Annotated in this window: 24 protein-coding genes and 1 pseudogene; 11 read left to right on the forward strand and 14 right to left on the reverse strand. The window is 67.1% G+C overall.

Annotation, left to right across the window (positions count from 1 at the left end):
• Nucleotides 1–84 precede the first annotated feature (84 nt).
• The gene (locus NC4_RS42665; protein ID WP_245721709.1) at nt 85–477 is read right to left on the reverse strand and encodes an MFS transporter; all 393 of its coding nucleotides are present in this window, start codon (nt 475–477) and stop codon (nt 85–87) included.
• Between the two features lie 11 nt (nt 478–488).
• On the opposite strand from NC4_RS42665, the gene NC4_RS42670 reads away from it, so the two are divergent.
• A complete protein-coding gene (locus NC4_RS42670) occupies nt 489–977 on the forward strand; it encodes a hypothetical protein (protein WP_245721710.1) in 489 nt (162 codons plus the stop codon).
• On the opposite strand, the gene NC4_RS42675 is transcribed toward NC4_RS42670, so the two are convergent.
• Both NC4_RS42675 and NC4_RS15890 read right to left on the reverse strand, forming a co-directional pair.
• Entirely contained in the window at nt 974–1,474 is a 501-nt protein-coding gene (locus NC4_RS42675) for an MFS transporter (protein WP_245721711.1), read from the reverse strand. The two genes, NC4_RS42670 and NC4_RS42675, sit on opposite strands and share 4 nt — an antisense overlap.
• A 14-nt stretch (nt 1,475–1,488) precedes the next feature.
• The gene (locus NC4_RS15890) at nt 1,489–2,331 is read right to left on the reverse strand and encodes a thioesterase family protein (RefSeq protein ID WP_067538742.1); all 843 of its coding nucleotides are present in this window, start codon (nt 2,329–2,331) and stop codon (nt 1,489–1,491) included.
• Between the two features lie 54 nt (nt 2,332–2,385).
• Between NC4_RS15890 and NC4_RS15895 the strand changes: the two genes are divergently transcribed.
• Nucleotides 2,386–2,865: a winged helix-turn-helix transcriptional regulator gene (locus NC4_RS15895; RefSeq protein ID WP_067538744.1), complete on the forward strand. Its 480-nt coding sequence runs from the start codon at nt 2,386–2,388 to the stop codon at nt 2,863–2,865.
• 45 nt (nt 2,866–2,910) lie between these two features.
• On the opposite strand, the gene NC4_RS15900 is transcribed toward NC4_RS15895, so the two are convergent.
• The gene (locus tag NC4_RS15900; RefSeq protein ID WP_067538508.1) at nt 2,911–4,023 is read right to left on the reverse strand and encodes a winged helix DNA-binding domain-containing protein; all 1,113 of its coding nucleotides are present in this window, start codon (nt 4,021–4,023) and stop codon (nt 2,911–2,913) included.
• Between the two features lie 94 nt (nt 4,024–4,117).
• Nucleotides 4,118–5,284, reverse strand: coding sequence for a thiolase family protein (locus NC4_RS15905; protein WP_067538511.1), 1,167 nt, complete (start codon nt 5,282–5,284; stop codon nt 4,118–4,120).
• A gap of 140 nt (nt 5,285–5,424) precedes the next feature.
• On the opposite strand from NC4_RS15905, the gene NC4_RS15910 reads away from it, so the two are divergent.
• Both NC4_RS15910 and NC4_RS15915 read left to right on the forward strand, forming a co-directional pair.
• Nucleotides 5,425–6,147 carry a YoaK family protein gene (locus NC4_RS15910; protein ID WP_067538514.1) on the forward strand — a complete coding sequence of 241 codons (723 nt, stop codon included), beginning with the start codon at nt 5,425–5,427 and terminating at the stop codon, nt 6,145–6,147.
• A 73-nt stretch (nt 6,148–6,220) separates the two neighbouring features.
• Nucleotides 6,221–6,823: an HdeD family acid-resistance protein gene (locus tag NC4_RS15915; RefSeq protein ID WP_067538518.1), complete on the forward strand. Its 603-nt coding sequence runs from the start codon at nt 6,221–6,223 to the stop codon at nt 6,821–6,823.
• Between the two features lie 52 nt (nt 6,824–6,875).
• Here the strand turns inward: NC4_RS15915 and NC4_RS15920 are convergent, their stop codons facing one another.
• From NC4_RS15920 to NC4_RS15940, 5 genes are all read right to left on the reverse strand, one after another.
• Complete coding sequence (locus NC4_RS15920) at nt 6,876–7,754, reverse strand: phosphoribulokinase (protein WP_067538521.1); 879 nt, start codon at nt 7,752–7,754, stop codon at nt 6,876–6,878.
• 42 nt (nt 7,755–7,796) lie between these two features.
• Complete coding sequence (locus tag NC4_RS15925) at nt 7,797–8,873, reverse strand: class 1 fructose-bisphosphatase (RefSeq protein ID WP_067538524.1); 1,077 nt, start codon at nt 8,871–8,873, stop codon at nt 7,797–7,799.
• Nucleotides 8,874–8,889: 16 nt separating this feature from the next.
• Nucleotides 8,890–9,882 (reverse strand): AAA family ATPase, encoded by a 993-nt coding sequence (locus NC4_RS15930; RefSeq protein WP_157554780.1) that lies wholly within the window; start codon nt 9,880–9,882, stop codon nt 8,890–8,892.
• Between the two features lie 98 nt (nt 9,883–9,980).
• Complete coding sequence (locus NC4_RS15935) at nt 9,981–10,403, reverse strand: ribulose bisphosphate carboxylase small subunit (RefSeq protein ID WP_067538527.1); 423 nt, start codon at nt 10,401–10,403, stop codon at nt 9,981–9,983.
• Nucleotides 10,404–10,428: 25 nt separating this feature from the next.
• A complete protein-coding gene (locus NC4_RS15940) occupies nt 10,429–11,877 on the reverse strand; it encodes a form I ribulose bisphosphate carboxylase large subunit (RefSeq protein ID WP_245721712.1) in 1,449 nt (482 codons plus the stop codon).
• 144 nt (nt 11,878–12,021) lie between these two features.
• Between NC4_RS15940 and NC4_RS15945 the strand changes: the two are divergent.
• The 3 genes and pseudogenes from NC4_RS15945 (at nt 12,022) to NC4_RS15955 (ending at nt 17,575) form a co-directional block, all read left to right on the forward strand.
• Nucleotides 12,022–12,872, forward strand: a pseudogene (locus NC4_RS15945) (LysR family transcriptional regulator).
• A 12-nt stretch (nt 12,873–12,884) separates the two neighbouring features.
• Nucleotides 12,885–14,132, forward strand: coding sequence for an MFS transporter (locus NC4_RS15950; RefSeq protein ID WP_218021168.1), 1,248 nt, complete (start codon nt 12,885–12,887; stop codon nt 14,130–14,132).
• A 194-nt stretch (nt 14,133–14,326) separates the two neighbouring features.
• The gene (locus NC4_RS15955; RefSeq protein WP_245721713.1) at nt 14,327–17,575 is read left to right on the forward strand and encodes an arabinosyltransferase domain-containing protein; all 3,249 of its coding nucleotides are present in this window, start codon (nt 14,327–14,329) and stop codon (nt 17,573–17,575) included.
• Between the two features lie 5 nt (nt 17,576–17,580).
• Here NC4_RS15955 and NC4_RS15960 read toward each other — a convergent pair whose 3' ends face one another.
• On the reverse strand, nt 17,581–18,093 hold the full coding sequence (locus NC4_RS15960; protein ID WP_084529185.1) for an ArsR/SmtB family transcription factor: 513 nt from the start codon (nt 18,091–18,093) through the stop codon (nt 17,581–17,583).
• On the opposite strand from NC4_RS15960, the gene NC4_RS15965 reads away from it, so the two are divergent.
• Nucleotides 18,092–19,390, forward strand: coding sequence for an MFS transporter (locus NC4_RS15965; RefSeq protein WP_369690755.1), 1,299 nt, complete (start codon nt 18,092–18,094; stop codon nt 19,388–19,390). The two genes, NC4_RS15960 and NC4_RS15965, sit on opposite strands and share 2 nt — an antisense overlap.
• Here NC4_RS15965 and NC4_RS15970 read toward each other — a convergent pair.
• The gene (locus NC4_RS15970) at nt 19,375–19,926 is read right to left on the reverse strand and encodes a dihydrofolate reductase family protein (RefSeq protein WP_067538533.1); all 552 of its coding nucleotides are present in this window, start codon (nt 19,924–19,926) and stop codon (nt 19,375–19,377) included. The genes NC4_RS15965 and NC4_RS15970 overlap by 16 nt on opposite strands.
• A gap of 119 nt (nt 19,927–20,045) precedes the next feature.
• Between NC4_RS15970 and NC4_RS15975 the strand changes: the two genes are divergently transcribed.
• The gene (locus NC4_RS15975) at nt 20,046–21,812 is read left to right on the forward strand and encodes an MFS transporter (RefSeq protein WP_067538535.1); all 1,767 of its coding nucleotides are present in this window, start codon (nt 20,046–20,048) and stop codon (nt 21,810–21,812) included.
• 26 nt (nt 21,813–21,838) lie between these two features.
• Nucleotides 21,839–22,327 carry a MarR family winged helix-turn-helix transcriptional regulator gene (locus tag NC4_RS15980; RefSeq protein ID WP_067538538.1) on the forward strand — a complete coding sequence of 163 codons (489 nt, stop codon included), beginning with the start codon at nt 21,839–21,841 and terminating at the stop codon, nt 22,325–22,327.
• Here NC4_RS15980 and NC4_RS15985 read toward each other — a convergent pair.
• The gene (locus tag NC4_RS15985; RefSeq protein ID WP_067538541.1) at nt 22,312–22,767 is read right to left on the reverse strand and encodes a VOC family protein; all 456 of its coding nucleotides are present in this window, start codon (nt 22,765–22,767) and stop codon (nt 22,312–22,314) included. The genes NC4_RS15980 and NC4_RS15985 overlap by 16 nt on opposite strands.
• A gap of 195 nt (nt 22,768–22,962) precedes the next feature.
• Between NC4_RS15985 and NC4_RS15990 the strand changes: the two genes are divergently transcribed.
• Entirely contained in the window at nt 22,963–24,744 is a 1,782-nt protein-coding gene (locus NC4_RS15990; RefSeq protein ID WP_067538544.1) for a thiamine pyrophosphate-requiring protein, read from the forward strand.
• 1 nt (nt 24,745) lies between these two features.
• Here NC4_RS15990 and NC4_RS15995 read toward each other — a convergent pair whose 3' ends face one another.
• Entirely contained in the window at nt 24,746–25,957 is a 1,212-nt protein-coding gene (locus NC4_RS15995; RefSeq protein ID WP_067538755.1) for a pyridoxal phosphate-dependent aminotransferase, read from the reverse strand.
• Nucleotides 25,958–26,014 lie beyond the last annotated feature (57 nt).

The raw sequence follows: 26,014 nt of genomic DNA on the forward strand, positions 1-26,014 counted from the left end.
ACGCCGAGGGCTCGAACCCACCCGCAGTCGGATGTGCGGACGCCGCCGCCCTGTCACAGGACGACGGCGTGCGGTCCGCGAGACTCATGCGGCAGTGGCCGGTCGCGGCAGCCGCGCCGCCAGTCCGACCACACCGGCCAGGACCGCGGCGCCCGCGATCACATACCAACCGCGTTGGAATGCTTCGAGAGTCGCGTCCGGTCCCGCGGGCGAGCCCAGTACCGCCACCAGCACCGCGACGCCGACGGCCAATCCGATCTGCCGCGCCATGCTCGGCACCGCCGAACCGGTCGCGAATCGCTGCGGCGGCAACCCCTCCGACCCGGCCGCGAAGCTGGTCGGCATGGTGAGCCCGACGCCGAGCCCGGTCACGAGCATGCCGCCGAGCAGCCCGCCCACATAGTCGGGCGTGAGCGTGACAGCCGTTGCCCACCAAACGATTCCGGCCGCGAACACCAGACCGCCCGCCGCGAGCACCGGCCCGGCCGATGAGCCGCCCGGCCAGCACCGCCACGATCGGCACCACCAGCGGACCGGGGGCGATCGCCAGGCCGGTTTGCAGCGCCGACCATCCCCACACGTTCTGCGACCAGAGCACCCCCGAGAGCAGCATCCCGGCGAAGGCGATATTGAACAGCAGCGCATTCCCGATCATGAGCGCGAAGTTCGGCAGCCGCAGCAGAGCCGGATCGACCACCGGGCTGGCATGGCGGCGCGAGGACACGATAAAGGCCCCGGCCAGGACCACCGCCACGGCGAATCCGCCGAGCACGCCCGCCGAGCTCCACCCCCAGTCCTCCCCCTTCACCAGCGCCAGGATGAACGCGGCCACCGAACCGATCAGCATGAGCGCGCCGAACAGGTCGGGCAGGCTGCCGCCGTCACCCGCCGGATTGGGCAGCAACCGCAGTCCGACGATCAACGCCGCCAGCCCGATCGGCACATTCACCAGAAACACCCAGCGCCAATGCAATTAGACCAGGAGACCGCCGAGCACCGGCCCCAGCGCGGCCCCGAGCCCACCGAAGGCCACCCACAGCCGGACCGCCATGGCCCGCCGCTCCGGCGGCGTCGCGGCCATGACGAGCGCGAGCGAGGCCGGAGTGAGCATGGCTGCGCCCACCGCCTGGAGCACCCGGAACGCCACCAGCGCACCGGTATTCCAGGCCAGCGCGCACAGCGCCGAGCCGAGCACGAAGACCCCGAGCCCGATCAGAAACGTCGTGCGATTCCCGCTCCGGTCCCCCAGCCGTCCAGCCGGGACGAGCAGGGCCGCGGACACGATGGCGTAGGCATTGAGCACCCAGGACAGTCCGGCGATCTCGGACCCGCTGAAGTCGGCCGCGATCTCCGGCAGCGCGACATTCACGATGAACAGATCCAGACTCGACAGCAGCACCCCGATCGCCACAATGCCGAGTACCGCGCGAGGTGAGACCGTGCGCGGATTCTTTTCCACAACAACGCTATTCACTGATTTCTCCCAGTTCAGCCGACGACCCGGCGCGTCTGCCGGGCCTGGACGAGCAGCCTGCCCGCGCGGTCGCGGATATCGACGTCGTCCACCGACCAGCCACCGCCGGTCGATACGTTCGATGCGGTGACCAGCACCGGTTGCGCCGGGGCGACGGCGAGATCGGTGTGCGCGTACAGCGACATGGCGACGGTCGGAACCGCCAGCGGCACGGTCAGAGTCGGAAAGATGGTGGGCGGCAGCGCATCGGCCAGCACCGCGAGACTCGCCGCATCGGTCACCAGTTCCGGCACCAGCGCGATCCACGCGCACATCCACGCCCGGTCGGATCCGCTCAGCGGCAAGGGACCGGCCGCGGGCCGAATCTCGAAATGCGCTCCCACGGGCACGATCTCGGGCGGCAGCGCGAACAGGTCGCAGTCCTCGGGCGGCGCGACGTCCAGCCCGGCGCCATCGGCCCGCGCATGCCCGCCGCTCGCGCCGGGACCGCCCGCACCGGCACTACGCTCCGCGACACCGCTGACAGTGGTGCGCCCCAGCGTGATCGATCCGGCGGCCACGGCTTCACGATTCTGATAAGCCGTCACATCGACGATCGTGGTACTCCGCCCGACGGTGTGCACACAGGGTTCGAAGACGAACGCCCCATCCCTGGGCCGCCCCAGAAACCGCATATCGACCGCCCGCACCGCACCCGCCGCCGCCCGTGCGACGTCGACGAGCAGCCCGGTGATCACCCCGCCGTGCGGGCCGGTCCATCCCCGCCAGCTCGGATCGACCGTCGCCGTCCATGTCCGTGGCCCGACCGCATCGAGTGCGAACTCCGTCCGCACCGACCGCCCAGTGAGTTGCATCATGAAACGGACCATAGGCGAGTGAGTCTTTTGAAGCAACTGACTATGCTCAACGGCATGCGGCGAACCAGCTTCGAGGACATGAACTGCTCCATCGCCCAATGCCTGGAGGTGGTCGGCGAATGGTGGACCCTGCTGATCGTCCGCGACGCCCTCTTCGGCGTGACCCGCTTCGACGACTTCCGCTCCCGCCTGGACATAGCCAGGAACGTACTGACCCAGCGCCTGGAACACCTCGTCGCCCAAGGCATCATGGACAAGGTCCCGTACCAGGAGAACCCCGTCCGCTACGACTACAAGCTCACCCGGAAGGGCCGTTCCCTCTGGCTGGTCCTGACCGCCATGCGCCAATGGGGCGATGACTGGGCCGCTCCCGACGGCCCGCCCGTCGAAGCCGTCCACGACACCTGCGGCCACACCATGACCATCGAACCGGTCTGCTCCGCGTGCGGCGACCACCTCGCCGGGCGCGATATCCACCCCGTCCTCGGCCCCGGCGCCCGCACCCCCGACCTACTCCCCCACCTCCCGGCCTGATTCCACGCACGCCACGGGCTGCGCGAGGCGCTGATATCGCGGACCTTATGCAGTTCGCAGCGCGAGGCCCGGTTGACCGAGGGCGCGGGCTACCTGCACCGTCTCTGTTTTCAGCTGGGCCAGTGGGGGTTTGGCACTGTCGAACATAGTGACGACAAGGTCGTCGACTTCGGCTTCCCAGGTGCCCGCGATGCGGCCGTTCACGAGGACCAGGGTTGAGATCCAACCGGCGGTCCGGCTCACCTTGCTGCGGTGAACCTTCGGGAGGAGCGCCTCGTCGCCGGTGCCGGGGCCAAGGACGTACTGGTCGAAGGGGCCCAGGAGGTGCACCGAGGGAACGGGTTTGGTCGCGGTGAGCGCCTCGAGGTTCTCGGTGAGCAGGTAGCCGGTGCGGCCCTCGATCTCGATTTCGGTGATGCGGTCGCCCAGTTCGGCGAACCAGCGGCGGATGGTGGTCTTGCGCAGGCTGTTCCGGGTGAGCCAGGCGTCGAAGGATTCCGGGGTGGCCGGGCCGTAGGCGGCGAGATAGGCGGTGATGACCGTGGGGGCCGCCGCGTCGGGATCCGGCGTGCCGGGCCAGTCGGGGATCAGATGGGCCGGGTTGGCGAAGGTGACGGTGCTGCCCTGGGCGGGGCCGTGGCATAGCGCGCCTTGCCAGGCGAGGGGCTTCAGGACCGCGCCCCAGCCGGAGCGGAGTTGTTCCTCGAGGTGATGGAAGCGCCGCTCGGCGACGATCGCGGTGACCAGTTCGTCGCGGGTGAGAGCGTCCTTGCCGAGAATATCGCCGAGCGCGGCGACGAGCGCGGCGATATCGTCCGGCGTTGCGCCGAAGTTCTTGGTCCAGACCGGTTTTTCCCAGGTGCGTGCCGAAGCCATGAGTGACAGCACGCCCGCCCACAGATCGGGGGTCATGGCGTGCAGCGTGCCGCGCATCGCCCAGGTCTTGACCAGCTTTCGGTCCGCGAGCGCCTTCACGACCGCGCCCGGACCGCCCTTCGTGCGCCGCAGCGCCACAGCGGTTTCGGCCGCCGAGGTGACCTGGGCCTGCACCCCGCACATCTGCCGCACGATCTCGACGGGGTTCGCGCCACCGCGCGGGTCGACGAGTTGCTGCCGCATGCGCCAAGTGAAGACCTGGTCCCAGGTAGCCCGTGCCATGGCTTCACCCTACGAGGTGGCCCCGACAGGCTGCGCGACCCGGCTTCCCGTCGGCCGCACACCGCCCGGAGCGATTGTGCGGCCGACGGTTTCGTCAGAGCCGTTCGATAATGGTGGCGTTGGCGAGGCCGCCCGCCTCGCACATGGTCATGAGGCCGTAGCGCCCGCCGGTCTGCTCCAGGTGATTGAGCATGGTGGTCAGGATGCGGCCGCCGGACGCGCCGAGGGGGTGGCCGAGGGCGATCGCGCCGCCGCGCGGGTTGAGCTTGGCCGGATCCGCGCCCAATTCGTGGGCCCAGACCAGGGGCACGGGGGCGAAGGCCTCGTTGACCTCATAGACGTCGATGTCATCGATGGTGAGGCCGACGCGCGAGAGCGCCTTGCGGGTGGCGGGGATGACGGCGGTGAGCATGAGCAGCGGGTCGTCGCCGAGCACGGCGAAGGAATGGAAGCGGGCGCGGGGGCGCAGGCCCAGCTGAGCCGCCTTCTCCTCGCTCATGATGAGCGCGGCCGAGGCGCCGTCGGTGAGCGGGGAGGAGTTGCCGGGGGTGATGGACCATTCGATTTCGGGGAAACGGGCCTTGAATTCGGCGTCGGCGAAGGCGGGCTGCAAACCGGCCAGGCCCGCGGCCGTGGTGGTGGGCCGGATGGTTTCATCGGCGGCCAGGGTTCCCGCGGGCACGAGTTCATCGTCGAATCCGCCCGCGGCGGCGGTGCCGGCGGCCAGGCGGTGCGAGCGGGCGGAGAACTCGTCGAGGGCGGCGCGGTCGCACTTCCAGCGGGCGGCGATCACCTCGGCCGCAATGCCCTGCTGGACAAGGCCGTTCGGGTAGCGATGGGCCAGCGGCCCGCGATTGGCGTCCTTGCCCTGGGCATTGGAGAACATGGGCGCGCGGGACATGGATTCCACGCCGCAGGCAATGGCGATGTCGTAGGCCCCGGCGAGAACGCCCTGGGCGGCGAAGTGGGCGGCCTGCTGGCTGGAGCCGCACTGGCGGTCGACGGTGGTGGCGGGCACGGATTCCGGGAATCCGGCGGCCAGGGCCGCGGTGCGGGAGATATTGAACGCCTGCTCACCGCTCTGTGTGACGCAACCGCCGATCACATCATCGATCAGGGCAGGGTCGATGCCGGTGCGCTCGACGAGGGTTTGCAGCACCCCGGACAGCAGCGTCACCGGGTGCACTTCCGACAGTCCAACACCGGCTTTCCCTTTACCCGATGGCGTGCGGACGGCGTCGACGATGACGGCGGAGGTCATGGCTGCTCCTTCTTCGTGCCTACCGGATCGGATGTGAATTCCGGTTAACATCAGCACTGTACCGCACCCATACGCGCCCGGTCGGCGGGTGGATATTGCTCACACGGAATGTTTGCCAATTGATTGCTAGCCTGGGGGCCATGACATCGACCGGCACCGAGCCCACCGAGCCCTTCTGGGATCTCGAGACGCGCCTGTCCGCCGCCCTGTCGATGCTCGCCGGATTCGTCGGCGCCGCCGCCTACGCGCACTCCGCGGGATACTTCGTCACCTTCATGACCGGCAATACCGAGCGCGCCACCGTCGGCGCCTTCCTCGGCGACTACACCCTGGCCCGCAGCGCCGCGCTGCTCATTCTCTGCTTCGTGGCGGGCGTGATCATCGCGTCGGTCTGCCGCAGGCATCTGTGGACCAATCATCCGCACGGCGCGACCGTGCTCACCACCCTCGCGCTCATCTGCGCCGTGATCGTGGATTTCGTCCAGGAGAAGCAGGGCGTCGGAATCGGTTTGGGGCCAATCCTATTGGTGGCCTTCGGCATGGGCGCGCTCAATACCTCGTTCGTGAAGAACGGCGAGGTGTCGATTCCGGTGTCGTATGTGACCGGCACCCTGGTCAAGCTCGCCCAGGGCATCGAGCGGCACATGTCCGGCGGCAGCTGGCGCGATTGGATCGGCTATGCCGTGCAGTACGGTTCGTTCGCGCTCGGCGCGGTGATCGGCGGGCTGGTCAGCCTGGTGGTGGACGGCCCGTTCATGCTCGATGCCGCCGTCGTGGGCTCGGCCCTGGTCGCGGCCTACACGTGGCGCGCCGATATTCGCTGGGTCCGCCGCCAGGAGCGGCGGCAGGCCGATGCCGGTTGAGGACCGTCACAGCTCGGCACCACACCGGGCAAATTAAGCGAAACCGACACTATCTGGGCATATCCTCACGCTCATGACAACCAGCAAAGAGGAAGTTACCGAAGGGCCGCTGCATGCACTGGCCCGCGGCGCATGGCAGTCGATCCTGCTCACCGGCATCCTCGCGGTGGTGCTGGGCATCCTGCTCCTGGCCTGGCCCGGGAAGACCATTCTGGTGGCGGGCGTGCTGTTCGGCGTCTATCTCATCGTTTCCGGTGTCTTTCAGCTCATCGCCGCATTCGGCGTCCATATCAGCGCGGGAATGCGCATCCTGTCCTTCGTCAGCGGCATTCTGTCGCTGATCCTGGGCTTCCTGTGCTTCCACGATTGGCGCGACAGCGGCGAGGCCACCGCGGTTCTGCTGCTGGCCATCTGGATCGGCATCAGCTGGATCTTCCGCGGTGTCGCCTCGCTGATCACCGGCGTCTCGGCGGACGGCCTGCCGGGCCGGGGCTGGATGATCTTCTTCGGCATCGTGCTCATCATCGGCGGCGGCTGGCTGATCGCTGTGCCGTTCTCCTCGATCGTGGCCCTGACCCTGGTCGCGGGCTGGTGGCTGATCTTCATCGGCATTATGGAGATCATCAGCGCCTTCCAGGTCAAGAGCAGCACGAAGAAGGTGCCGCAGGAGCTCTGACTCCCGCACCGTGATCCGGCGGCCGTCCCTCGGGGCGGCCGCCGGATTCGTTTCAGCGCAGGCGTTTCGGCCGTTTGTCCATCAACCGCAGGATGAGCGGGGTGAAGATGAGCTGCATGGCCAGATCCATCTTGCCGCCCGGCACCACGATGCTGTTGGGCCGCGACATGAACGAATCGTGCAGCATGGACAGCAGATACGGGAAGTCGATGACCTTCGGATCGGCGAAGCGGGTGACCACGAAGGATTCGTCCGCGGTGGGAATCGTCCTGGCGGTGAACGGATTCGAGGTGTCGACGGTGGGTACCCGCTGGAAGTTGACGTAGGTGCGGGAGAACTGCGGGCAGATGTGCTTCACGTAGTCGGGCATGCGCCGCGGGATGGTGTCGATGATCGCCTCGCTGGAGTATCCGCGTTCGGTCTTGTCGCGGTGCACCTTCTGAATCCATTCGAGGTTGACGATGGGCACGACGCCGACCAGCAGATCGGTGTACCGCGCCACATCGATGCTCCCGCTCACCGCCGCACCGTGCAGCCCCTCGTAGAACAGCAGATCACTGCCCGGTGCGAGCTCCTCCCACGGCGCGAACGTACCCGGCTGCTGCCCATAGGGTTTCGCCTCCTGCTCGTCGTGCAGGTACCGGCGCACCGACCCCACCCCGGTCTCGCCGTAGTCGCGGAACAGCGCCTCCAGTTCGCTCAGCAGGATCGCCTCCGGCCCGAAGTGCGAGAAGTGCAGGTTCCGTGTATGTTCGGCTTCGGCCATGGCCAGTTGCATCTCGTTGCGGTCGTAGCGATGGAACGAATCCCCTTCCACGATCACCGCATTGATTCCCTCGCGGCGGAATATCTCCTGGAAGGTCCGCGTGACGCTGGTCGTCCCCGCACCGGACGACCCGGTGATCGCGACCACGGGATTTTTGACCGACATGGCACCTCCTCGATTGCCGGACAACGGAATACGCGCCGCGAATCAGCGCCCCGCCGAGCGGAACAGCGATCGCGAGCCGAACAGCGAGGCATCGAAACTCGGGCCTTCGTCGGGTTCGGCGTGATAGCGCACGATGCGCTCGACCTCGTTGCGGGAGCCGAAGATGAACGGCACCTTCTGGTGCAGTTCCTCCGGATGCGCCTCCAGCACGCGCGCGTGACCCGTGGTGGCCGCGCCGCCCGCCTGTTCGACGATGAAGGCGATGGGATTCGCGCCGTACAGCAGCGATACCCGGCCGGGGCGGCCCGGATGCCGGGTGTCACGCGGGTAGAGGTACATGCCGCCGCGGGTGAGGATGTGGAAGGTGTCGGCCACCAGGGAGGCGACCCAGCGCATATTGAAATCCCGTTCCCAGGGGCCGTCCACGCCTTCGAGGCATTCGTGGACGTAGCGGCGCACCGAGCGTTCCCAGAAGCGCTCGTTGGCGGCATTGATGGCGAATCCCGAGGTGTTCTCCGGAATGCGCATGCGGGGATGGGTGAGCACGAACGCGCCGACCTCGCGATCGAGGGTGAATCCGTCGACGCCATTGCCCACGGTGATGACGAGCATGGTCGCGGGACCGTAGAGGGTGAATCCGGCGCACACCTGCTGCACGCCCGGCTGCAGGAAATCCGCGGCCGAGGATTCGCGCCCGTCCTCGGGGGCGCGCAGCACGCTGAATATCGTTCCGACAGGCAGATTCACGTCGATATTGCTCGAGCCGTCCAGCGGATCGAAGGCGAGCAGGTACTTCCCGCGCCGGTATTCGGCGGGCACCGCGTGGAATCCGCTCATCTGTTCCGACACCAGCGCGGAAAGCAGCCCCGTCCACTGGCTTTCGGCCACCATGATGTCGTGCGCGATGGCATCCATCTTGCGGTGCACGGTGACCGGCAGATTGTCCGCCTCGGCCGCGCCCAGCGAGCCCACGATGGCGCCCCGGGTCACCTGATTGGCAATGATTTTGGTGGCGGTGGCGAGCACGTTGAGCAGCGCGGAGAACTCGCCCGAGGATCCGGGATGGCGATGCTCGGACTCGATGGTGTAGCGGGTTAGGGTCTTCAGTCCTTCGGGCATATGCCCTCTCATTTCCTCATGGTGAGGCCCCTTCGATCGGGGCATCCGCGAACACACTGCTGCCGTACACGTCGCCGTCGGTGAGGGTGATCAGATCGGTCCGGCTCACCCGGCGGTGCAGTTCGACGAGGCGTTTGGCCTGGCGCAATCGGCAGCGGTCCAGGGCATTGCGCACACTGCGGGCATTGGCGAAGCGCGGGCGGGTCATGCGCAGCGTCAGATACTCCCAGAAGGCGCGCGCGGCCTCGTCGTCGAAGCGGAAGTTCTCCTGGCGCACCATGAGTTCGGCTATGGCCATGAGTTCGGCGTGGGTGTAGTCCGGGAACTCGATATGGTGGGCGACGCGGGAGGACAGGCCCGGATTGGCGGAGAAGAAGGTCTCCATCAGATCGGGATAGCCCGCGAAGATGACCACCAGGCTGGTGCGGTCGTTCTCCATTTCCGGGAGCAGGATTTCGATGACCTCCTGGCCGTAGTCGCGCTCGTTCTCGGGGCGGAACAGGTAGTAGGCCTCGTCGATGAACAGGACGCCCCCGGCGGCTTTGGCGAGGGCTTCCTTGGTCTTGGGCGCGGTGTGGCCGATGAACTGGCCGACCAGATCGTCGCGGGTGACGGTGTGCACCTTGGGTTTACGGATATAGCCGAGGGCGTGCAGCATTTCGGCCATGCGCAGGGCGACGGTGGTCTTGCCGGTGCCCGGGCCGCCGGTGAAGCTCATGTGCATGGTCGGGCGGGTGGCTTGCAGGCCGAAGCGCTGACGGGCGCGGTCGATGAGCAGCAGGGCGGCGATTTCCCGTACGCGGCGTTTGACATTGGCCAGACCGACCAGTTCGGCATCGAGGCGGGTGAGCGTGTCCTCGACGTCCTTACCGGCGATATCCGTGGACAGCTCGAGCAGCGCGTCTTCGGCGAGTGGAGCCTGGTGGTCGGCCGCCGCGTCCTCCGGTCGGGGACCGTCGGCGGCCGTACCGCGCGCCGGCGCGGGGTTCGTGGCCCCGGGCCGATGCATATGGAACCCGTTCGCGGAGTGTCCGGTTGCAGGCGCCCGGGCACCCGGCATCGCGGGGAATTCCGTGCTCACAATAAACCTCTCACATTCGACGCCATTCAGCCGCCGTATCGGTGACCTGAACGGTCATCCAGTGCGTAGGAGTGGAAGCCGTAGCGCTGCCGCCGGTCGTCGGACTCGGTGCGGTCGATCCGGAAGCCGGGTTCGGCGGGCGGGCGCTGCACGATGAAGCTCAGCGCCGTGGACTGCCGCCCGTAGGAGGCGTCGTAGGCATTGACGCGAATGTAGTGGCGCGGGAACGTCGCCCGGCAGGCGTCGATCTCGGCGAGCACGCCGTCAGGCTCGTCCAGATCGAATAGGGGCAGGCCCCACATCTCCCAGTAGACATTGCGCGGGTGCGGGTCGTCGGTGTACTCGATGGAGACCGGCCAGTTGTTCAGTAGCGCGTAGCGGACCTGCGCGGCGATATCGGCGTCGGTGAGTTCCGGCAGGTGCGAGAAGGTGCCCTGGCGCAGATGCATTGGTACTCCTGGTATTTCGGTGCGCTCAGCGCGTGACGGTGGGCACGGCGTCGGGGGCGTCGGTGGAGGTGTACTCGAAGGTGACATCACCCCACACCTTCAGGGCGACCTCGAGCGGGCGGCAGAGCTCGGCTGCGCGGCGCAGCACGTCCGGGCCTTCCTTGAGCAGATCGCGGCCTTCGTTGCGGGCCTTCACGACTGCTTCGAGAGCGACGCGATTGGCTTCCGCGCCCGCGGCGATGCCCATGGGATGGCCGATGGTGCCGCCGCCGAACTGCAGGCAGACGTCGTCGGCGAACAGGTCCAGCAGTTGATGCATCTGCCCGGCGTGGATGCCGCCGGAAGCGACCGGCAGCACGCCCGGCAGGCTCGCCCAGTCCTGGTCGAAGAAGATGCCATTGCGCGGGTTCATGGGAATGTGGTTGTCGCGCAACGTGTCGTAGAAGCCCTTCACCGTGTACGGGCCACCCTCGAGCTTGCCGATGACGGTACCGGCGTGCACGTGATCCACGCCGATCAACCGGCACCATTTGGCCAGCACCCGGAAGCTCACGCCGTGCGTCTTCTGCCGGGTATAGGTGGAATGTCCCGCGCGGTGCAGGTGCAGCAGCATGCCGTTGCGCCGGGCCCACTTCGCCATGGACTGCATGGCGGTGTAGCCCACCGTCAGGTCCATCATGATGATCACGCTGCCCAGCGATTTGGCGAACTCGGCGCGCTCGTACATGTCCTCCATGTCGGCGGCCGTGACATTGAGATAATAGCCCTTCAGTTCTCCGGTATCGGCGATAGCGCGGTTGACGCCCTCCATGGCGAACAGGTATCGATCACGCCAGCGCATGAACGGCTGGGAGTTGATGTTCTCGTCGTCCTTGGTGAAATCCAGTCCACCCTTACAGGCTTCGTAGACCACGCGCCCGTAGTTGCGGGCCGACAACCCCAGTTTCGGTTTCACCGTGGCGCCCAGGAACGGCCGACCGTATTTGTTGAGATATTCCCTTTCCATAACGATTCCGTGGGCCGGACCCTGAAAGGTCTTGACATACGCCACCGGAATCCGCATATCCTCCAGCCGCAATGCCTTCAATGGTTTGAACCCGAATACATTGCCGATGACCGAGGAGGTCAGATTGGTGATGGAGCCCTCTTCGAAGAGATCGAGATCGTAGGCCACATAGGCGAAGTACTCCCCCGGCCGTCCCGGGACCTCGTCCACGCGATAGCACTTGCCCTGGTAGAGGTCGTGGGCGGTCAACCGGTCGGTCCACACCACCGTCCAGGTGGCCGTGGAGGATTCGCCCGCCACCGCGGCCGAGGCTTCCACCGGATCCACGCCCTGTTGCGGGGTCACGCGGAAAACAGCCAGCACATCGGTGTCCTTCGACTGATAGTCCGGGGCGTAGTATCCCATCGACGCATACGACTGCACGCCCGGATCCCAGCGACCGCGTCCACCGTTCTGATCGGCCATCATTCCTCCTGCGAACCGGTTGGGCCACTTGCGATTCCCAGGATAACGGGCGCGTTAACGACAAACAATTCGATTGTTCCTGGACTCGCTCAACCATTTAGTCGGGTTTGCTACCGTCATTGGATGGGTAGCGTGAGTGCGGTCCGCATGGAAACTTTCCTGGCCGTCGCCCGCCACAGCAGCATCCGCCGCGCCGCCGCTCAACTCCACATCACCGAGGCGGCCGCCTCCGCGGCCGTGGCGCACATCGAAAAACAACTGGGCGCCAAACTCATTGCCAAATCCGGTCGCGGCATCGCCCTCACCGAAGCCGGTCGTGTCTATGCCGACTACTGCCGCAGCATACTCGGGCTCATGAAGGAGGCGCACGCCGCCGTGCGCGCGGCCGAAACCGGTCGGTTGCGTATCGGCGTCGTGGCCACCGCGGGCGAATTCGTCCTGCTCCGCCTGCTCGCCTCCTTCCGCAATCGCTATCCCGATATCGAACTGGGCCTGTCCATCCAGCCCCGCGACGTCCTCTTCGTCGAATTGACGCACCACGAAACGGATCTCGTCATCGCGGGCCGCCCACCCCGCGACGCGGGCCTGGTCACCCGGGCTCGCCGCCCCAGCCAGCTCGTCGTCGTCGGCGCCCCGGCCACTGGCCCGACCCCACCGAGGCCACCTGGCTCCTGCGCGGCAAGGGCTCCGGCACCCGCGACACCACCCTGTCCCTCTTTGACCGCCTCCAAATCCGCCCGCCCACACTGACTCTCGGCACCCACGGCGCCGCCCTGGCCGCCGCCCGCGAGGGCTTGGGCATCACCCTCATCCACTCCGACGCCATCGAAACCGACCTCGCCGACAACCACCTCGAAGTCCTCACCCTCGAAGGCACTCCCCTCAATCGCCCCTGGCACGCCGTCACCACCCGCACTCCCGCACCGGCCGCCCGCCTGTTCCTCTCCCACATCACCGACCCGGCCCATGTCGGCGACAAAGCCTTCCGCGCGGCCTGACCGGAGTATCGCGTGGCGGCATCGGTAGACCGGCCCACCCGGTATCCGCTGCTCGGGAATCGGAATTTCGCCTGGTTCTGGACCGCCGACACGGTGTCGCTGTTCGGCACCTATGTCACCACGCAGGCCCTGCAACTGCTGGCGGTTCTCCTCTTGAGCGCCACCACCGTCGAACTCGGAGCGCTGCGTGCCGCACAGTGGGCGCCCTATCTGCTGTTCGGATTGATCGCCGGGGTACTCGCGGATCGCCTTCGCCGCCAACCGATTCTGGTGACCGCCGACTTGGCGCGTGCCGTCCTGCTCGCATTGATTCCGTTGGCCGCCGCGTTCGACATCCTGGGCATGCCCCTACTCATCGCGCTGATGCTCGGCTACGGGACCATCTCGGTCCTCTACGACGCCGCCTATCAGTCGTTCCTCCCGAATCTCGTTCCGGCACGCCTGCTCACCCAGGCCAATGCGCGCCTCGAACAGTCCGCGGCCGTGGCGCAGGTCGGTGGCCAGGCCGTGGCCGGTGTCCTGATCAAGCTGCTGTGTCCGCCGACGGCCATCCTGGTCGACGCGTCGTCCTATCTCGTATCCGGCGTCATCCTGGCGCGATTGCGTGTCACGGAGCGGACGCCACCACCGGATCCCGCCGGACGCAACCTGCGCATCGAGCTCATGGAGGGCGTGCGCTGGGTCTACCGGCACCCCGCGCTCGGGCCGCTGGCCCTGTCGTCGCACGCATGGTTCTTCTGCACCTCGATGGTCTCCACGATCTATCCGTTCCTCGTCGTGCGCGAACTCGGATTCGACGCCGCCGCCTACGGATCGACCCTCGCCGTGGGCGGCCTCGGCGCCGTCGCCGGGTCGTTCGTCTCGGTGCCCCTCGGGCGGCGGTTCGAGGTCGGCCCCGTGGTCATCGGGTGCCTCTGGCTCGCACCGGCCGGATATGCGCTGCTGCCATTGGCGCGCAATGGAATCGGCGGATTCGTGCTCCTGTGTGCGGCGCAGTTCGTGTTCTGGTTGTCCGTGGCGACCGACAGCCCGTTGGAGATGGCCTATCGCCAGCTGGTCACACCCGATCGGCTGCTCGGCCGGATGAGCGCCACCATCCGATCCATGAACCGCGGCGCGCTGGTGATCGGCGCCCTGGCGGGCGGGGTGCTCGCCGATCGAATCGGGGTGCGCCCGGCGGTGTGGGTCGCGGTGATCGGGCTGTGCGGGGCGGCGCTGGGGTTGACCGGATCGGGCTTCCGCCACGCTCGCTTACACTGACCCTCAGCGCGGCGATTCCAGCCGATCGATACTGCCGAGAACCTTTTCATGCCCCAGGCAACACCTGGCTCCCCTACGCGGACGCTTCGGCACCGTCCTAGCACAACCTCGAGGTCCAGGTTGGGACTGATTGTGGCAGTGAGGGTTTCGCAGGCACATTGCCTGAGCTAACTATTCGGCTACGATCGGGCTCCGTGGCTGACACGGTGGTGTGGGCGGGGCGGCGTTCCGTCGAGGGTGAGATCGGGCCTGGGAACAGACGAGATCGGGTGCGGCTGATCGCTGTACTCAGCGGGCTGCTGGGTGCGGTGCTGGCGGTGGCTATTCCGTTCCTGGCGGTGCGACAAGAGGCCGCGGCGATCGCGTGGCCGCAGGATGGAACGCTGAATAGTGTTGAGGCGCCGCTGATCACGTATGCGCCGACGCGGTTGTCGGCGCAGGTGCCCTGCACGGTGCTCGATGAGCTCGCCGGTGCGGGCGGAATCGCTTTTTCCACCATTCCACGGCAGTCGGCCGAGATGGAGCGCTACGGGTTCGCCGTCAAGGTCGTGCCCGACGCCGCCGACAAGGCAGGGCGGGTCGATGTGGTCTCGCGCAACACCTTGCTGTGGTCGGCAGCACTGGAGTCGATCCGCGGGCGGGATTGTGCACTCGCCGTTGATATCTCATCGACCGCCGCGACGGTTTCGACCATCGGGCTCAGCGGTTCCACCAGTACGGTCGGCGCGGATGTGCGTCCCCAGGTGGTCGGAATCTTCAGTGATGGAGCCGGTGTCGCACCGGCGAGTCTGCGGGTGGACATCGATGTCGATTCCCGGTTCTCAACCTCACCCACCGCGCTGAAATCGATGGCGATCGCGCTCTGTCTGGTCGCCACCGCGCTCTCGTTGGCGGCATTGCATCGGCTCGACCGGCGCGACGGCCGGACGGCGCGACGGTTCCTGCCCGCGGGGTGGTGGCGGCTGCGTCCGACCGATGTGACGGTGTTCGCCGTTCTCGCGGTGTGGCATGTCATCGGGGCCAATACCTCCGATGACGGCTACATCATCGGAATGGCCCGCGGGTCACGAAGTTCGGGCTTCATGTCGAACTACTACCGCTGGTTCAGCGTCGACGAGGGCCCCTTCTACACGCCGTACACCGACGTGATCGCGTGGATGACGCAGGTGTCCGCCGCGAGCGCCTGGGTGCGGTTGCCGACCTTGGCCGCGGCCGTCATCACGTGGTGGGTAGTCAGTCGTGAGATCATTCCCCGATTGGGTGTCGTGGTCCGCAACGACGCGGTGGCCGCATGGACGGCGGCGCTGATCTTCCTGGCCTTCTGTCTGCCGTACAACAATGGGCTGCGCGCCGAGCCATTCGTCGCGATGGGCGTTGTGCTCACCTGGGTTTCGGTCGAGCGCGCCATCGCGACCAGGCGCTTGCTGCCCGCCGCCGCGGCCGTCATCATTGCCGCGCTGACGCTGATCGCCGCGCCGTCGGGCCTGATCTGCCTCGGCGCGCTGCTGGCCGGAGCGCGCAGCCTGACCGCCATGATCGTGCGGCGCGCTCGAACGGACGGATATCTGCCGCAATTGCTTCCGCTGCTCGCCGCCGGAACGGTGGTCCTGACGGTTGTCTTCGCGGATCGGACGCTCGCGTCGGTGCGGGAAATCATGTATGTCCACGGGCAGATCCCGCCCGGCGAATCCTGGTTCTTCGAGTTCCTGCGCTATCAGTATCTGCTGCAGATCAATTCCGATGGCTGGCTCACGCGCCGGTTCGGCATGTTCGTCATGTTGCTGGGCCTGGCCGTCTGCGTGGTCACCATGCTGCGCCGCGGCGGGCATATCCCCGGAACGGCCGCCGGGCCATCGCGCCGCATTGTCGGTATCACCGTCGCCGCCATGGCATTGATGATGTTCTCACCGACGAAGTGGACTCATCAGTTCGGAGTGTTCGCCGGGCTGGCCACCTGTGTCGCGGCCTTGACCGCCGTGGCGGTGGGGTCCCGGGTCATGCGGCCGGTTCGCAACCGGGCCCTGTTCGCCGCCGGGCTGTTCTTCGCATTGGCGCTGACTTGCGTCGGGGCCAACGGATATTGGTACGTATCCGCCTGGGGCATCTCCTGGTGGGACAAGCCGCCCACCATTGCGGGCACGGGGTTGTCGACCGTGGCGGCGGGTCTGTCCGTCCTGGCCCTCGGCATTGCGGCGTGGTTCCATATCCGCCCGCACTACCGGCTGCGCGACGATTCGATATTCGGGCGGCTGGCACGCATTCCCGTGCTGACGGTCACCGCGGCCCTCATGGTGCTGTTCCTGGTCGTATCGTTCGTCAAAGCCGCAGTCACGCAATACCCCTCGTACTCGATCGCCGAATCGAACCTGTCCAGCGTGTGGGGCGGCGGCTGCGGTTTGGCCGATGACGTCCTCGTCGAGACCGACCCCAACGCCTCGATGCTGCCGCCGCTCACCGGTACCGCCGGTACAGCGCTCGCCGGTACCGAATCCTTCGGGTTCGGCTCGAACGGCGTCGCGCCCGTCCTCACCTCCGACGAGATCGAATCCACCACCGGCCGCGCGAATTCCGTCTCCGACGACCGGGACGAACTCCGCGACGCCACCGAGTCCGCGGGATCGGGGTCCGGCAAGGTCGCGCTGCCGTTCGGCCTCGATCCGGCGACCACACCCGTACTCGGCAGCTACCGCGAGGGCGATCAGACACCGGCCGCCCTGACCACCGGCTGGTACCGGCTGCCGGAACTGGTCGGCGGCAGCCGCGGGCAGATCATTGCGATCGCCGTCGCGGGCCGGATCCGCTCCATCGACTCCGACGGCATCGCGCATCCCGGCCAGCACCTCGAACTCGAATACGGCACAACCCGATCCGACGGAACCGTGACGGCGACGGGCAGCGTTCTCCCCATCGATATCGGCCCCTCCCCCAGCTGGCGCAACCTGCGCGTCCCACTCGATCAGCTCCCGCCGGACGCCGATGTCGTGCGACTCGTCGCCGAGGACAAGGACCTCGGCAAGGACCAGTGGCTCGCCGTGACGCCGCCGCGGGTCCCGCACACGAAATCCCTCAACACCGTGGTCGGCTCGCGCACCCCCGTACTCCTCGACTGGACTGTGGCACTGCATTTCCCGTGCCAGAATCCCCTCGCCACCCGCGCGGGCGTAGCCGAACTCCCGCGCTACCGGATCCTCCCCGACCGCGACAACGCCACCATCACCAACCTCTGGCAAGGCCACGATGGCGGCGGCCCGCTCGGCTGGACCCAGCTCCTGTTCACCGCCCGCACCCTGCCCGCCTACCTGAACAACGACTGGGACCGCGACTGGGGCTCGATCGAGCAGTTCATCCCGCTCGACCCGAACGCCCGACCGGCGCAGCTCACCATCGAAGAGGTACGGCGCTCGGGCACGTGGACGCCGGGCCACATCGTCACCTCGTACTGACCGCGTCAGCCGCCGCTGGAAGCGGAGCTTTCGACAGGGAGACCGGCCAGGGACCACTCGAGCATTCCCTCGTCCAGGCGTTTGAGCTCGCGGCCCGCCTCTTCGGCGATGCGGATGGCGTCGGGGGCCAGGACGCAGAAGGCGCCGCGGCAGTAGGCGACTATGTCGTGGGTGGTGGGGAGGTCGGCGAGGTGGGCTACGTCGGGGCCTGCGAGGCGGTAGTACTGGCGGGTGCGGTCGCGGCGGGATTCGACCAGGCCGCTGGATTTGAGGGTTTGCAGGTTGGCGGAGGCGGTGGTCAGGTTCGTTCCGGTGGCGGTGGCGATGGATTCGACGGTGCGTTCGCCCTGGGCCAGGAGGTCGAGGATCTGGAGGCAGCGGCCATTGCCCAAAGCCTTGCCGACGCGGGCGATCTCGTCGAAGAGGGCAGCCTTGCGGCCGGCGGCTGATGCACGCTTGCTTCTCCGATGGGTCTTGGAATAGCTTGTTCCAAAGTTCTTTGGAATAGCGTAGAACATGAGGGTCGTGTTCGCCTCACAGAGTTGGCCGTTTCAGCGAAAGAATCCCTGTGTCCCGCACCGCAAACAGCATCGCCTCCGAGACCGGACCCGATACCGCCGACGCGCAGCGCCGGATCCTGCGAGTTCTTGTCTCCGCACAGATTCTCAGCGGCGCGGGGCTGGCGGCGGGCATTACCGTCGGCGCACTGCTGGCGCAGGACATGCTCGGCTCCACGGGGCTGGCCGGACTGCCGAGCGCGCTGTTCACCGCCGGATCTCGCAGTCGCGGGGCCGCCGCCCGGGGCTGGCCGCCGGGTATCTCACCGGCGCGATCGGCAGCATCGGCGTGCTGGTCGCCGCCGTGCTCGACAATCCGATCCTGTTGTTCCTGTCCCTGTTCGTCTACGGCGCAGGCACCGCGACCAACCTCCAAGCCCGTTACGCCGGAGCCGATCTCGCCACCGCCTCGCACCGTGGGCGTGCCGTCTCGACGGTCATGGTCGCCACCACGCTCGGTGGCGTCGTCGTCCCGAACCTGGCGGCCCCGACCGGCGCGCTCGCCGAGGCCGTCGGGATTCCGCACCTGGCCGGACCGTTCATGCTCGCCGCGGTCGCCTATGCGATGGCGGCGCTCGTGCTGGCGGTGTGGCTGCGCCCGGACCCGCTGCTCCTGGCCCGTCGGCTGGGCGATACCGCCACGGCACCCGACTCCACCGAGACGACGCCCGCGCCGTCGAACGGCTCCGAAAAGGGCGTCCTGGTGGGCGGTTCGGTCATGGCTGTGACCCAGTTGGTCATGGCCGCGATCATGACCATGACCCCGATCCACATGCACGCCCACGGCCACGGCACCGCGGCCACCGGCCTGGTGATCGCCATCCACGTCGCCGCCATGTATCTACCCTCCCCGCTGACCGGATGGCTGGCCGACCGCTACGGCCGCCTCCCCGTGGCCTCCACCTCCGGCATTACCCTGCTCGCCGCCGGAATCCTCGCCGCCACCGCACCCGACGATTCGGTCGCCCTCCTCTCCCTGGCCTTGGCCCTGCTCGGTCTGGGCTGGAACCTCGGCCTGGTCGCTGGAACCGCCATCATCACCGACACCGTCCCCCTCGCCACCCGCGCCAAAACCCAAGGCGCGGTGGATGTCTCCATCGCCATTGCCGGAGCCACCGGCGGTATGGGCTCCGGCCTCATGGTCGCCGCCACCAGCTATCCCGCCCTGGCGCTCGCCGGAGGCGTCCTGGCCATAGCGGTGGTGCCGATCGCCGCATTCACGGGAAGGCAGCGAAACCCGAGTCAGTCGGTCACGTAGCGCTCCAGCACAACCGTGTCGAAGTGCTTCCTCTCGGCCAGCCGGAGCTGGATTCGCTTGTCGAGCAATGGGAACATCGGCGTGCCGCCACCGAGAACCACGGGATACCTGAACAGCCAGTACTCGTCGACGAGCCCGTGCGGCAGCAGCGAGCTCGCGAGCTCCGCTCCGCCCACCTCCATCACGCCGTCCCCCGCCTCCTTGAGCCTGCGCACCTCCTCGACCGCATTCTTGCGAACCAGAGTGCTGTTCCACCCGACCTCGGTGAGCGTCCGGGAGAACACGACCTTGGGCTTCTCCGTCCAGAGCCGGGCGAACTCCCGCTCGATGGGCGGCGCATCCTCCGTCACCTTCGGCCAGTAGTCGGCCATCAGTTCGTAGAGCCGACGTCCGTGCAGCGAGATGTCGATCTCGCGGAACCTGTCGTTGTGGAACTGGTGCAGTTCGTCATCCGGATTCGTCCAGTCGATACTGCCGTGGCGATCGTTGATGAAGCCGTCGACGGACACGGTGAACGTATAGATCAGTTTCCTCATGACGTGTAGACGCCCCGGACGCGCAGAACTCATCGCTCGGATCACCCCCCCAGTTGGTTAGTTAGCAACATGCAACTATATTGAGGCGCTGTTCCTTCTGTTCGATTCCGGGAGGCGCCATGGCCTCGACTGTCACCACCGACCTCGATGCCGGGGATGTTCAGACGATTCGCCGCCGACTGCGGGTGGATCATGATCATCCGCGGTACAAGTGGATTGCGTTGTCCAACACCACGTTGGGGATGCTCATGGTGACGATCAACTCGTCGATCGTGATCATCTCACTGCCCGCGATCTTCCGGGGGATTCATCTGAATCCGCTCTCGCCCGGGAACGTGGGATATCTGCTGTGGCTGCTCATGGGGTTCCTGCTGGTGTCGGCGGTGCTGGTGGTGCTGTTCGGGCGGCTCGGGGACATGTACGGGCGGGTGCGGATCTACAACCTCGGGTTCGTGGTGTTCGCGGTGTCGGCGGTGGCGCTGTCGTTCGTGCCGTTCGACGAGGGCGGCGGGGCGCTGTGGTTGATCGGGTGGCGGCTGGTGCAGGGCATCGGCGGGTCCATGTTGATGGCCAATGCGGCGGCCATCCTCACCGATGCGTTTCCCATCGAACGGCGCGGGTTCGCGCTGGGCATCAATCAGGTGGCGGCCGTGGCGGGTACGTTCCTGGGGCTGGTGATCGGCGGGGTGCTGTCGGAATGGCATTGGAAGGCGGTGTTCTGGGTGACCGTGCCGTTCGCGGTGCTCGGGGCGGTCTGGTCGTATCGGTCGCTGCACGATGTGGGGACGCGGACGCCCGGGAAGCTGGACTGGCCGGGGACGATCACCTTCGCGCTGGGGCTCACCGCGCTGCTCACGGGGATCACCTATGGGATTCAGCCGTACGGGGATGCGAATACGGGGTGGACGAATCCATGGGTGATCGGTTCCGTCGCAGGCGGATTCGCTGTGCTCGCCCTGTTCTGCTGGATCGAGACGCGGGTGGCGGCGCCGATGTTCCAGCTGTCGCTGTTCCGGCGGCGCGCGTTCGGGCTGGGCAATCTCGCGGGATTGATGGCCTCGATCGGACGCGGCGGGCTGCAATTCATGCTGATCGTGTGGTTGCAGGGCATTTGGCTGCCGCTGCACGGCTACGACTATGAGGTCACGCCGCTGTGGGCGGGAATCTATCTGCTGCCCTTGACGATCGGATTCCTGGCGGCGGGACCGGCGTCGGGCTGGCTGTCGGATCGCTACGGCGCGCGCTCGTTCGCCACGGCGGGCATGCTCATCGTGGCGATCACTTTCGTTCTGCTGGTGGTGATCCCGGTCGACTTCGACTACTGGGTCTTCGCGCTCATCGTGCTGGTGAACGGTCTCGGCTCGGGCATGTTCACCTCCCCCAATACCGCCGAGGTGATGAACAGCGTCCCCGCCGCCCAGCGCGGTGTGGCCTCGGGCATCCGCGCCACCCTGCTCAATGGCGGTATGGCCCTGTCCATGGGAATCTTCTTCTCGCTCATGGTGGTCGGCCTGTCCACCCCGCTGCCCGAGGCCATGAACTCCGGCCTGCGGACCGAGGGCGTGCCCGCGGCGGTCGCCGAACAGGCGGCGGGGCTGCCTCCGGTCGGCAGCTTGTTCGCGGCCTTCCTCGGTTACAACCCGATCGAGGAGCTGCTCGGCCCCAGCGGCACCCTCGACCATCCGGGCGTGAACACCGAAACCCTGACCGGGCAGGAGTTCTTCCCGCACTTGATCTCCGGCCCCTTCCACTCCGGACTGGTGGTCGTCTTCCTGGGCGCCGCGATTATGATGCTCATCGGCGCGGTGGCCTCGTGGTTCGCCGGTAGCGGCCCCGCGCACGGCGAAACCGCCGAACTGCGCGCCGCCGACCGCGCGGGGATCTGACCGATGACCAGGAGGCCGTGCACCCGATGAGCTCGAAGGCCGCGAGCGTCGCCGACCAGACCGTGAGCGTCGCCGACACCGACCAGCTCAGCGAGGCCGCCGAGCTGTATCACACGATCGGCCGCCTGCTGCGCCTGTTGCGGCACTCGGGCGATCTGGGTGCGCTCAGCCCGGGCGCGGCCTCGGCCCTGGCCTCCCTGGCCCGCTCGGGTCCCATGCGCCTGGGCGATCTGGCGAATATCGAACGCGTCAGCGCCCCGACCATGTCGCGGGTGGTGACCAGCCTCGAAAAGGGCGGCTACATCGTCCGCGACGCCGACCCGGAAGACGGTCGCGCCCAACTGCTCTCCGCGACCCCGAGCGCGAAAGACCTGGTCACCGGCCTGACCTCGGCGCGCATCCAGCGTTTCGCGGCCGCCATGGAACGCCTCGACGGACGACAGCGGCAGAACCTGCTGTCGTCCTTGGAGACGCTCATCGATGCGCTCGACGAGAGCGATCAGGCCCGCTCGTAGGCATCCCACAGCGTTGTCAGATCGACCTTCTGCATGGTGCGCAAGGCCGCGTCGACCGCCGCGATCTGCTCGGGCCGTCCGCTCATGAGGGCGGGCATACCGGCCGGAACGATCTGCCAGCTGACGCCGAACTTATCGGTCAGCCACCCGCACGGACCGGGTTCGCCGTCCGCGGTGAAGGCCGCCCACAGCCGGTCGACCTCCTCCTGGGTCTCGACGATGACCTGCACCGAGGCCGCATCGGTGAACTGGTGCCCCGGCCCGCCGTTGAGCAGCGTCACCGAATGCCCGGCCAGTTCCAGCGATACGACGAAGACCGACCCGTCCGGCAGCCGGGTGATGTCGGTGATCTTCGAATCGGGCACCAGCGCGGTGTAGAAATTCGCGGCCTCCTCGGCCTGATCGTCGAACCAGAAGTAGGTGGTGACGGTGGTGGACATGATCTGCTCCTAACGAGTGGGTGAGCTGCTTTTACCCTCTGGTCGGAGCCGATCACATCCCTTCGACGTATCCGCGCACATTTCTCGAAAGATTTCTTCGAGGCCGGTCCGGCGGCCATCTACGCGGCGGTTGATCGTTCCGAAACCGGGTAGGCCGCTCGGGAGGGGATTGGCGAGCGGCGAACGGAGACGCGAATGTCCATGGATGTTTCGGATCATGTGGTGCAGCGGTTGCAGGAATGGGGGGTCGAGCAGATCTTCGGGTATCCCGGCGATGGGATCAACGGTCTGATCGGCGCGCTGGGGCGATCGGACAATCGGCCGCGGTTCGTGCAGGCCCGGCACGAGGAGACGGCCGCGCTGGCCGCGGTCGGGTATGCGAAATTCAGTGGGCGCGCAGGCGTTTGCCTGGCCACCTCGGGTCCGGGCGCGATCCATCTGCTCAACGGTCTCTATGACGCCAAGCTCGACCATGTGCCGGTGGTGGCCATTGTCGGGCAGACGGCGAGCAGCGCGATGGGGAGCAGCTATCAGCAGGAGGTGGACCTGCAGGCGCTGTTCAAGGATGTCGCCTCGGACTATCTCGTCGAGGTCAACGTGTCCAGCCAGTTGCCCAACGCCCTCGACCGGGCCTTCCGCACGGCGCTGACGCGTCGGGCGCCCACGACGGTGATCATCCCCTCCGATCTACAGGAGGAGACCTTCGAGCCGCCCCGGCACGAGTTCAAACAAGCTCCGTCGAGCGCGCCCAGCGCGCTCCCGGCCACGACCGTCCCGCCGCGCGCCGAGATCGAACGCGCGGCCGAGGTGATCAATGCCGGGAAGCGGGTGGCCATACTCATCGGTCAGGGCGCCCGCGGCGCGCGCGAGGAGGTCGTGCAGGTCGCCGACATCACCGGCGCCGGGGTGGCCAAGGCGCTGCTCGGCAAGGATGTGCTGCCCGACGATCTGCCGTTCGTCACCGGACCCATCGGTCTGCTCGGCAGCCGGCCCAGCTACGAGCTGATGCGCGACTGTGACACCCTGCTGATCATCGGCTCCAATTTCCCCTACACCCAATTCCTTCCGGATCTGGACCAGGCCCGCGCCGTGCAGATCGACCTCGATGGCACCATGATCGGCATCCGCTACCCGACCGAGGTCAATCTCGTCGGCGATGCGAAAGCGACCCTGCGGGAACTGATTCCGCTGCTGCGCTCGCAACGGGATCTGGAGTGGCGCGAGGACGTGGAGCGCCACGTCACCCGCTGGTGGGAAGCAGTCGAGCACCAGGCCATGCTGGACGCGAAACCGGTCAACCCCATGCGCGTGGTGTGGGAGCTGTCCCGGCGCATTCCCGATAATGCCATCGTCACCGCCGATTCGGGTTCGTCGACCAACTGGTACGCCCGCTGCCTGCGTTTCCGCGGCGATATGCGCGGCTCGCCTTCGGGCACCCTGGCGACCATGGGCCCGGGCGTCCCGTACGCCGTCGGCGCCAAGTTCGCCCATCCGGACCGGCCGGTGGTCGCCCTGGTCGGCGACGGAGCGATGCAGATGAACGGGCTCGCCGAACTGCTCACCATCGCCCGCTACCGGCACTGCTGGCCGGATCCACGCCTGATCGTGTGTGTCTTCCACAACAACGACCTGAACCAGGTCACCTGGGAGCTGCGCGCCATGGGCGGCGCACCCAAATTCGAAGAGTCGCAAACTCTTCCGGATGTCTCCTATGCCGACCTGGCGCGTTGCGCGGGCTTCGCGGCGCTGGTGATCGACGACCCCGAAGCCCTCGCGCCCGCCTGGAACCAGGCCCTGGCCGCCGAGGGTCCCGTCCTGCTCGACGTGCACTGCGATCCGGAGGTCCCGCCGATCCCGCCGCACGCCACCTACGAGCAGATCAAGGATATGGGCCTGGCCCTGCTGCGCGGCGATCCGGAGGCCTGGCACGTCATGGTGCAGGGTGCCAAGACCAAGGCCCAGGAATTACGGCCCTGACCTACTGCCGGTAGGTCGACAGGAAGCGTCCGATGCGTTCGATGATGGCTTCCAGATCGTCGGCGTGCGGGAGGGTGACGATGCGGAAGTGGTCGGGGCGGGGCCAGTTGAAGCCGGTGCCCTGGACGATGTGGATCTTCTCCTGGAGCAGCAGATCGAGCACGAACTGCTCATCGCTGTGGATCGGGTACATGTCCAGATCGATGCGCGGGAACGCGTAGAGCGCGCCCTTGGGCTTCACGCAGGAGATACCGGGCAGTGCATTGAGCGCTTCGAAGGCGCGGTCGCGCTGTTCGCGCAGCCGCCCGCCGGGCAGGGTGAGGTCGAAGATGCTCTGATGCCCGCCGAGGGCGGCCTGAATCGCCTGCTGGGCGGGCACATTCGCGCACAGCCGCAGACCCGCGAGCATGGTGAGCCCCTCGAGATAGTTCTCGGCGTGCTGGGTCGGCCCGGAGACGACCAGCCAGCCGGAACGGAATCCCGCGGCGCGGTAGGACTTCGACAGTCCGGAGAAGGTCAGCACCAGCAGGTCGGGCGCGAGCGCCGCGGTCGCGGTGTGGGCGAGGTCGTCGTAGAGGATCTTGTCGTAGATCTCGTCGGAGAACACGACCAGGTTGTGGCGGCGCGCCACTTCGAGAACCTCGCGCACCACCTCGGGCGAATACACCGCGCCGGTGGGATTGTTCGGGTTGATGAGCACGATGGCGCGGGTGCGGTCGGTGACCTTCGACTCGATATCGGCCACATCCGGGAACCAGTCGGAGCCCTCGTCACACACATAGTGCACGGCACGGCCGCCATTGAGGGTGGTCGCCGCGGTCCACAGCGGGAAATCCGGTGCGGGAACCAGTACTTCGTCACCGTTCTCCAACAGCGCCGTCATGGCCATCATGATCAGTTCGGAGACGCCGTTGCCCAGGAAGACATCCTCGACGTCGACACCGTCCACGCCCAGGGTCTGGTAGTACTGCACCACGGCGCGGCGCGCGGACAGCAGGCCCTTGGAGGTGACGTATCCGGCCGAGGCGGGCAGGTTGCGCACGATGTCCTGCAGGACTTCCGCTGGCGCCTCGAATCCGAAGGTCAGCGGATTGCCGGTATTGAGCTTCACCACGTGATGCCCCTCGGCCTCCAGCCGGGCGGTGTGCTCGGCCACCGGTCCGCGGATCTCGTACGACACTCCCGCCAGCTTGCTCGACTGCTTGACCTGCATGAACATCCTCTTCTCGAAGTCGTTGCCGGACACTCTACTTTGTTTTTCAAAGTTTGT

This window comes from Nocardia crassostreae, assembly GCF_001613405.1.
Taxonomy (GTDB): Bacteria; Actinomycetota; Actinomycetes; order Mycobacteriales; family Mycobacteriaceae; genus Nocardia; species Nocardia crassostreae.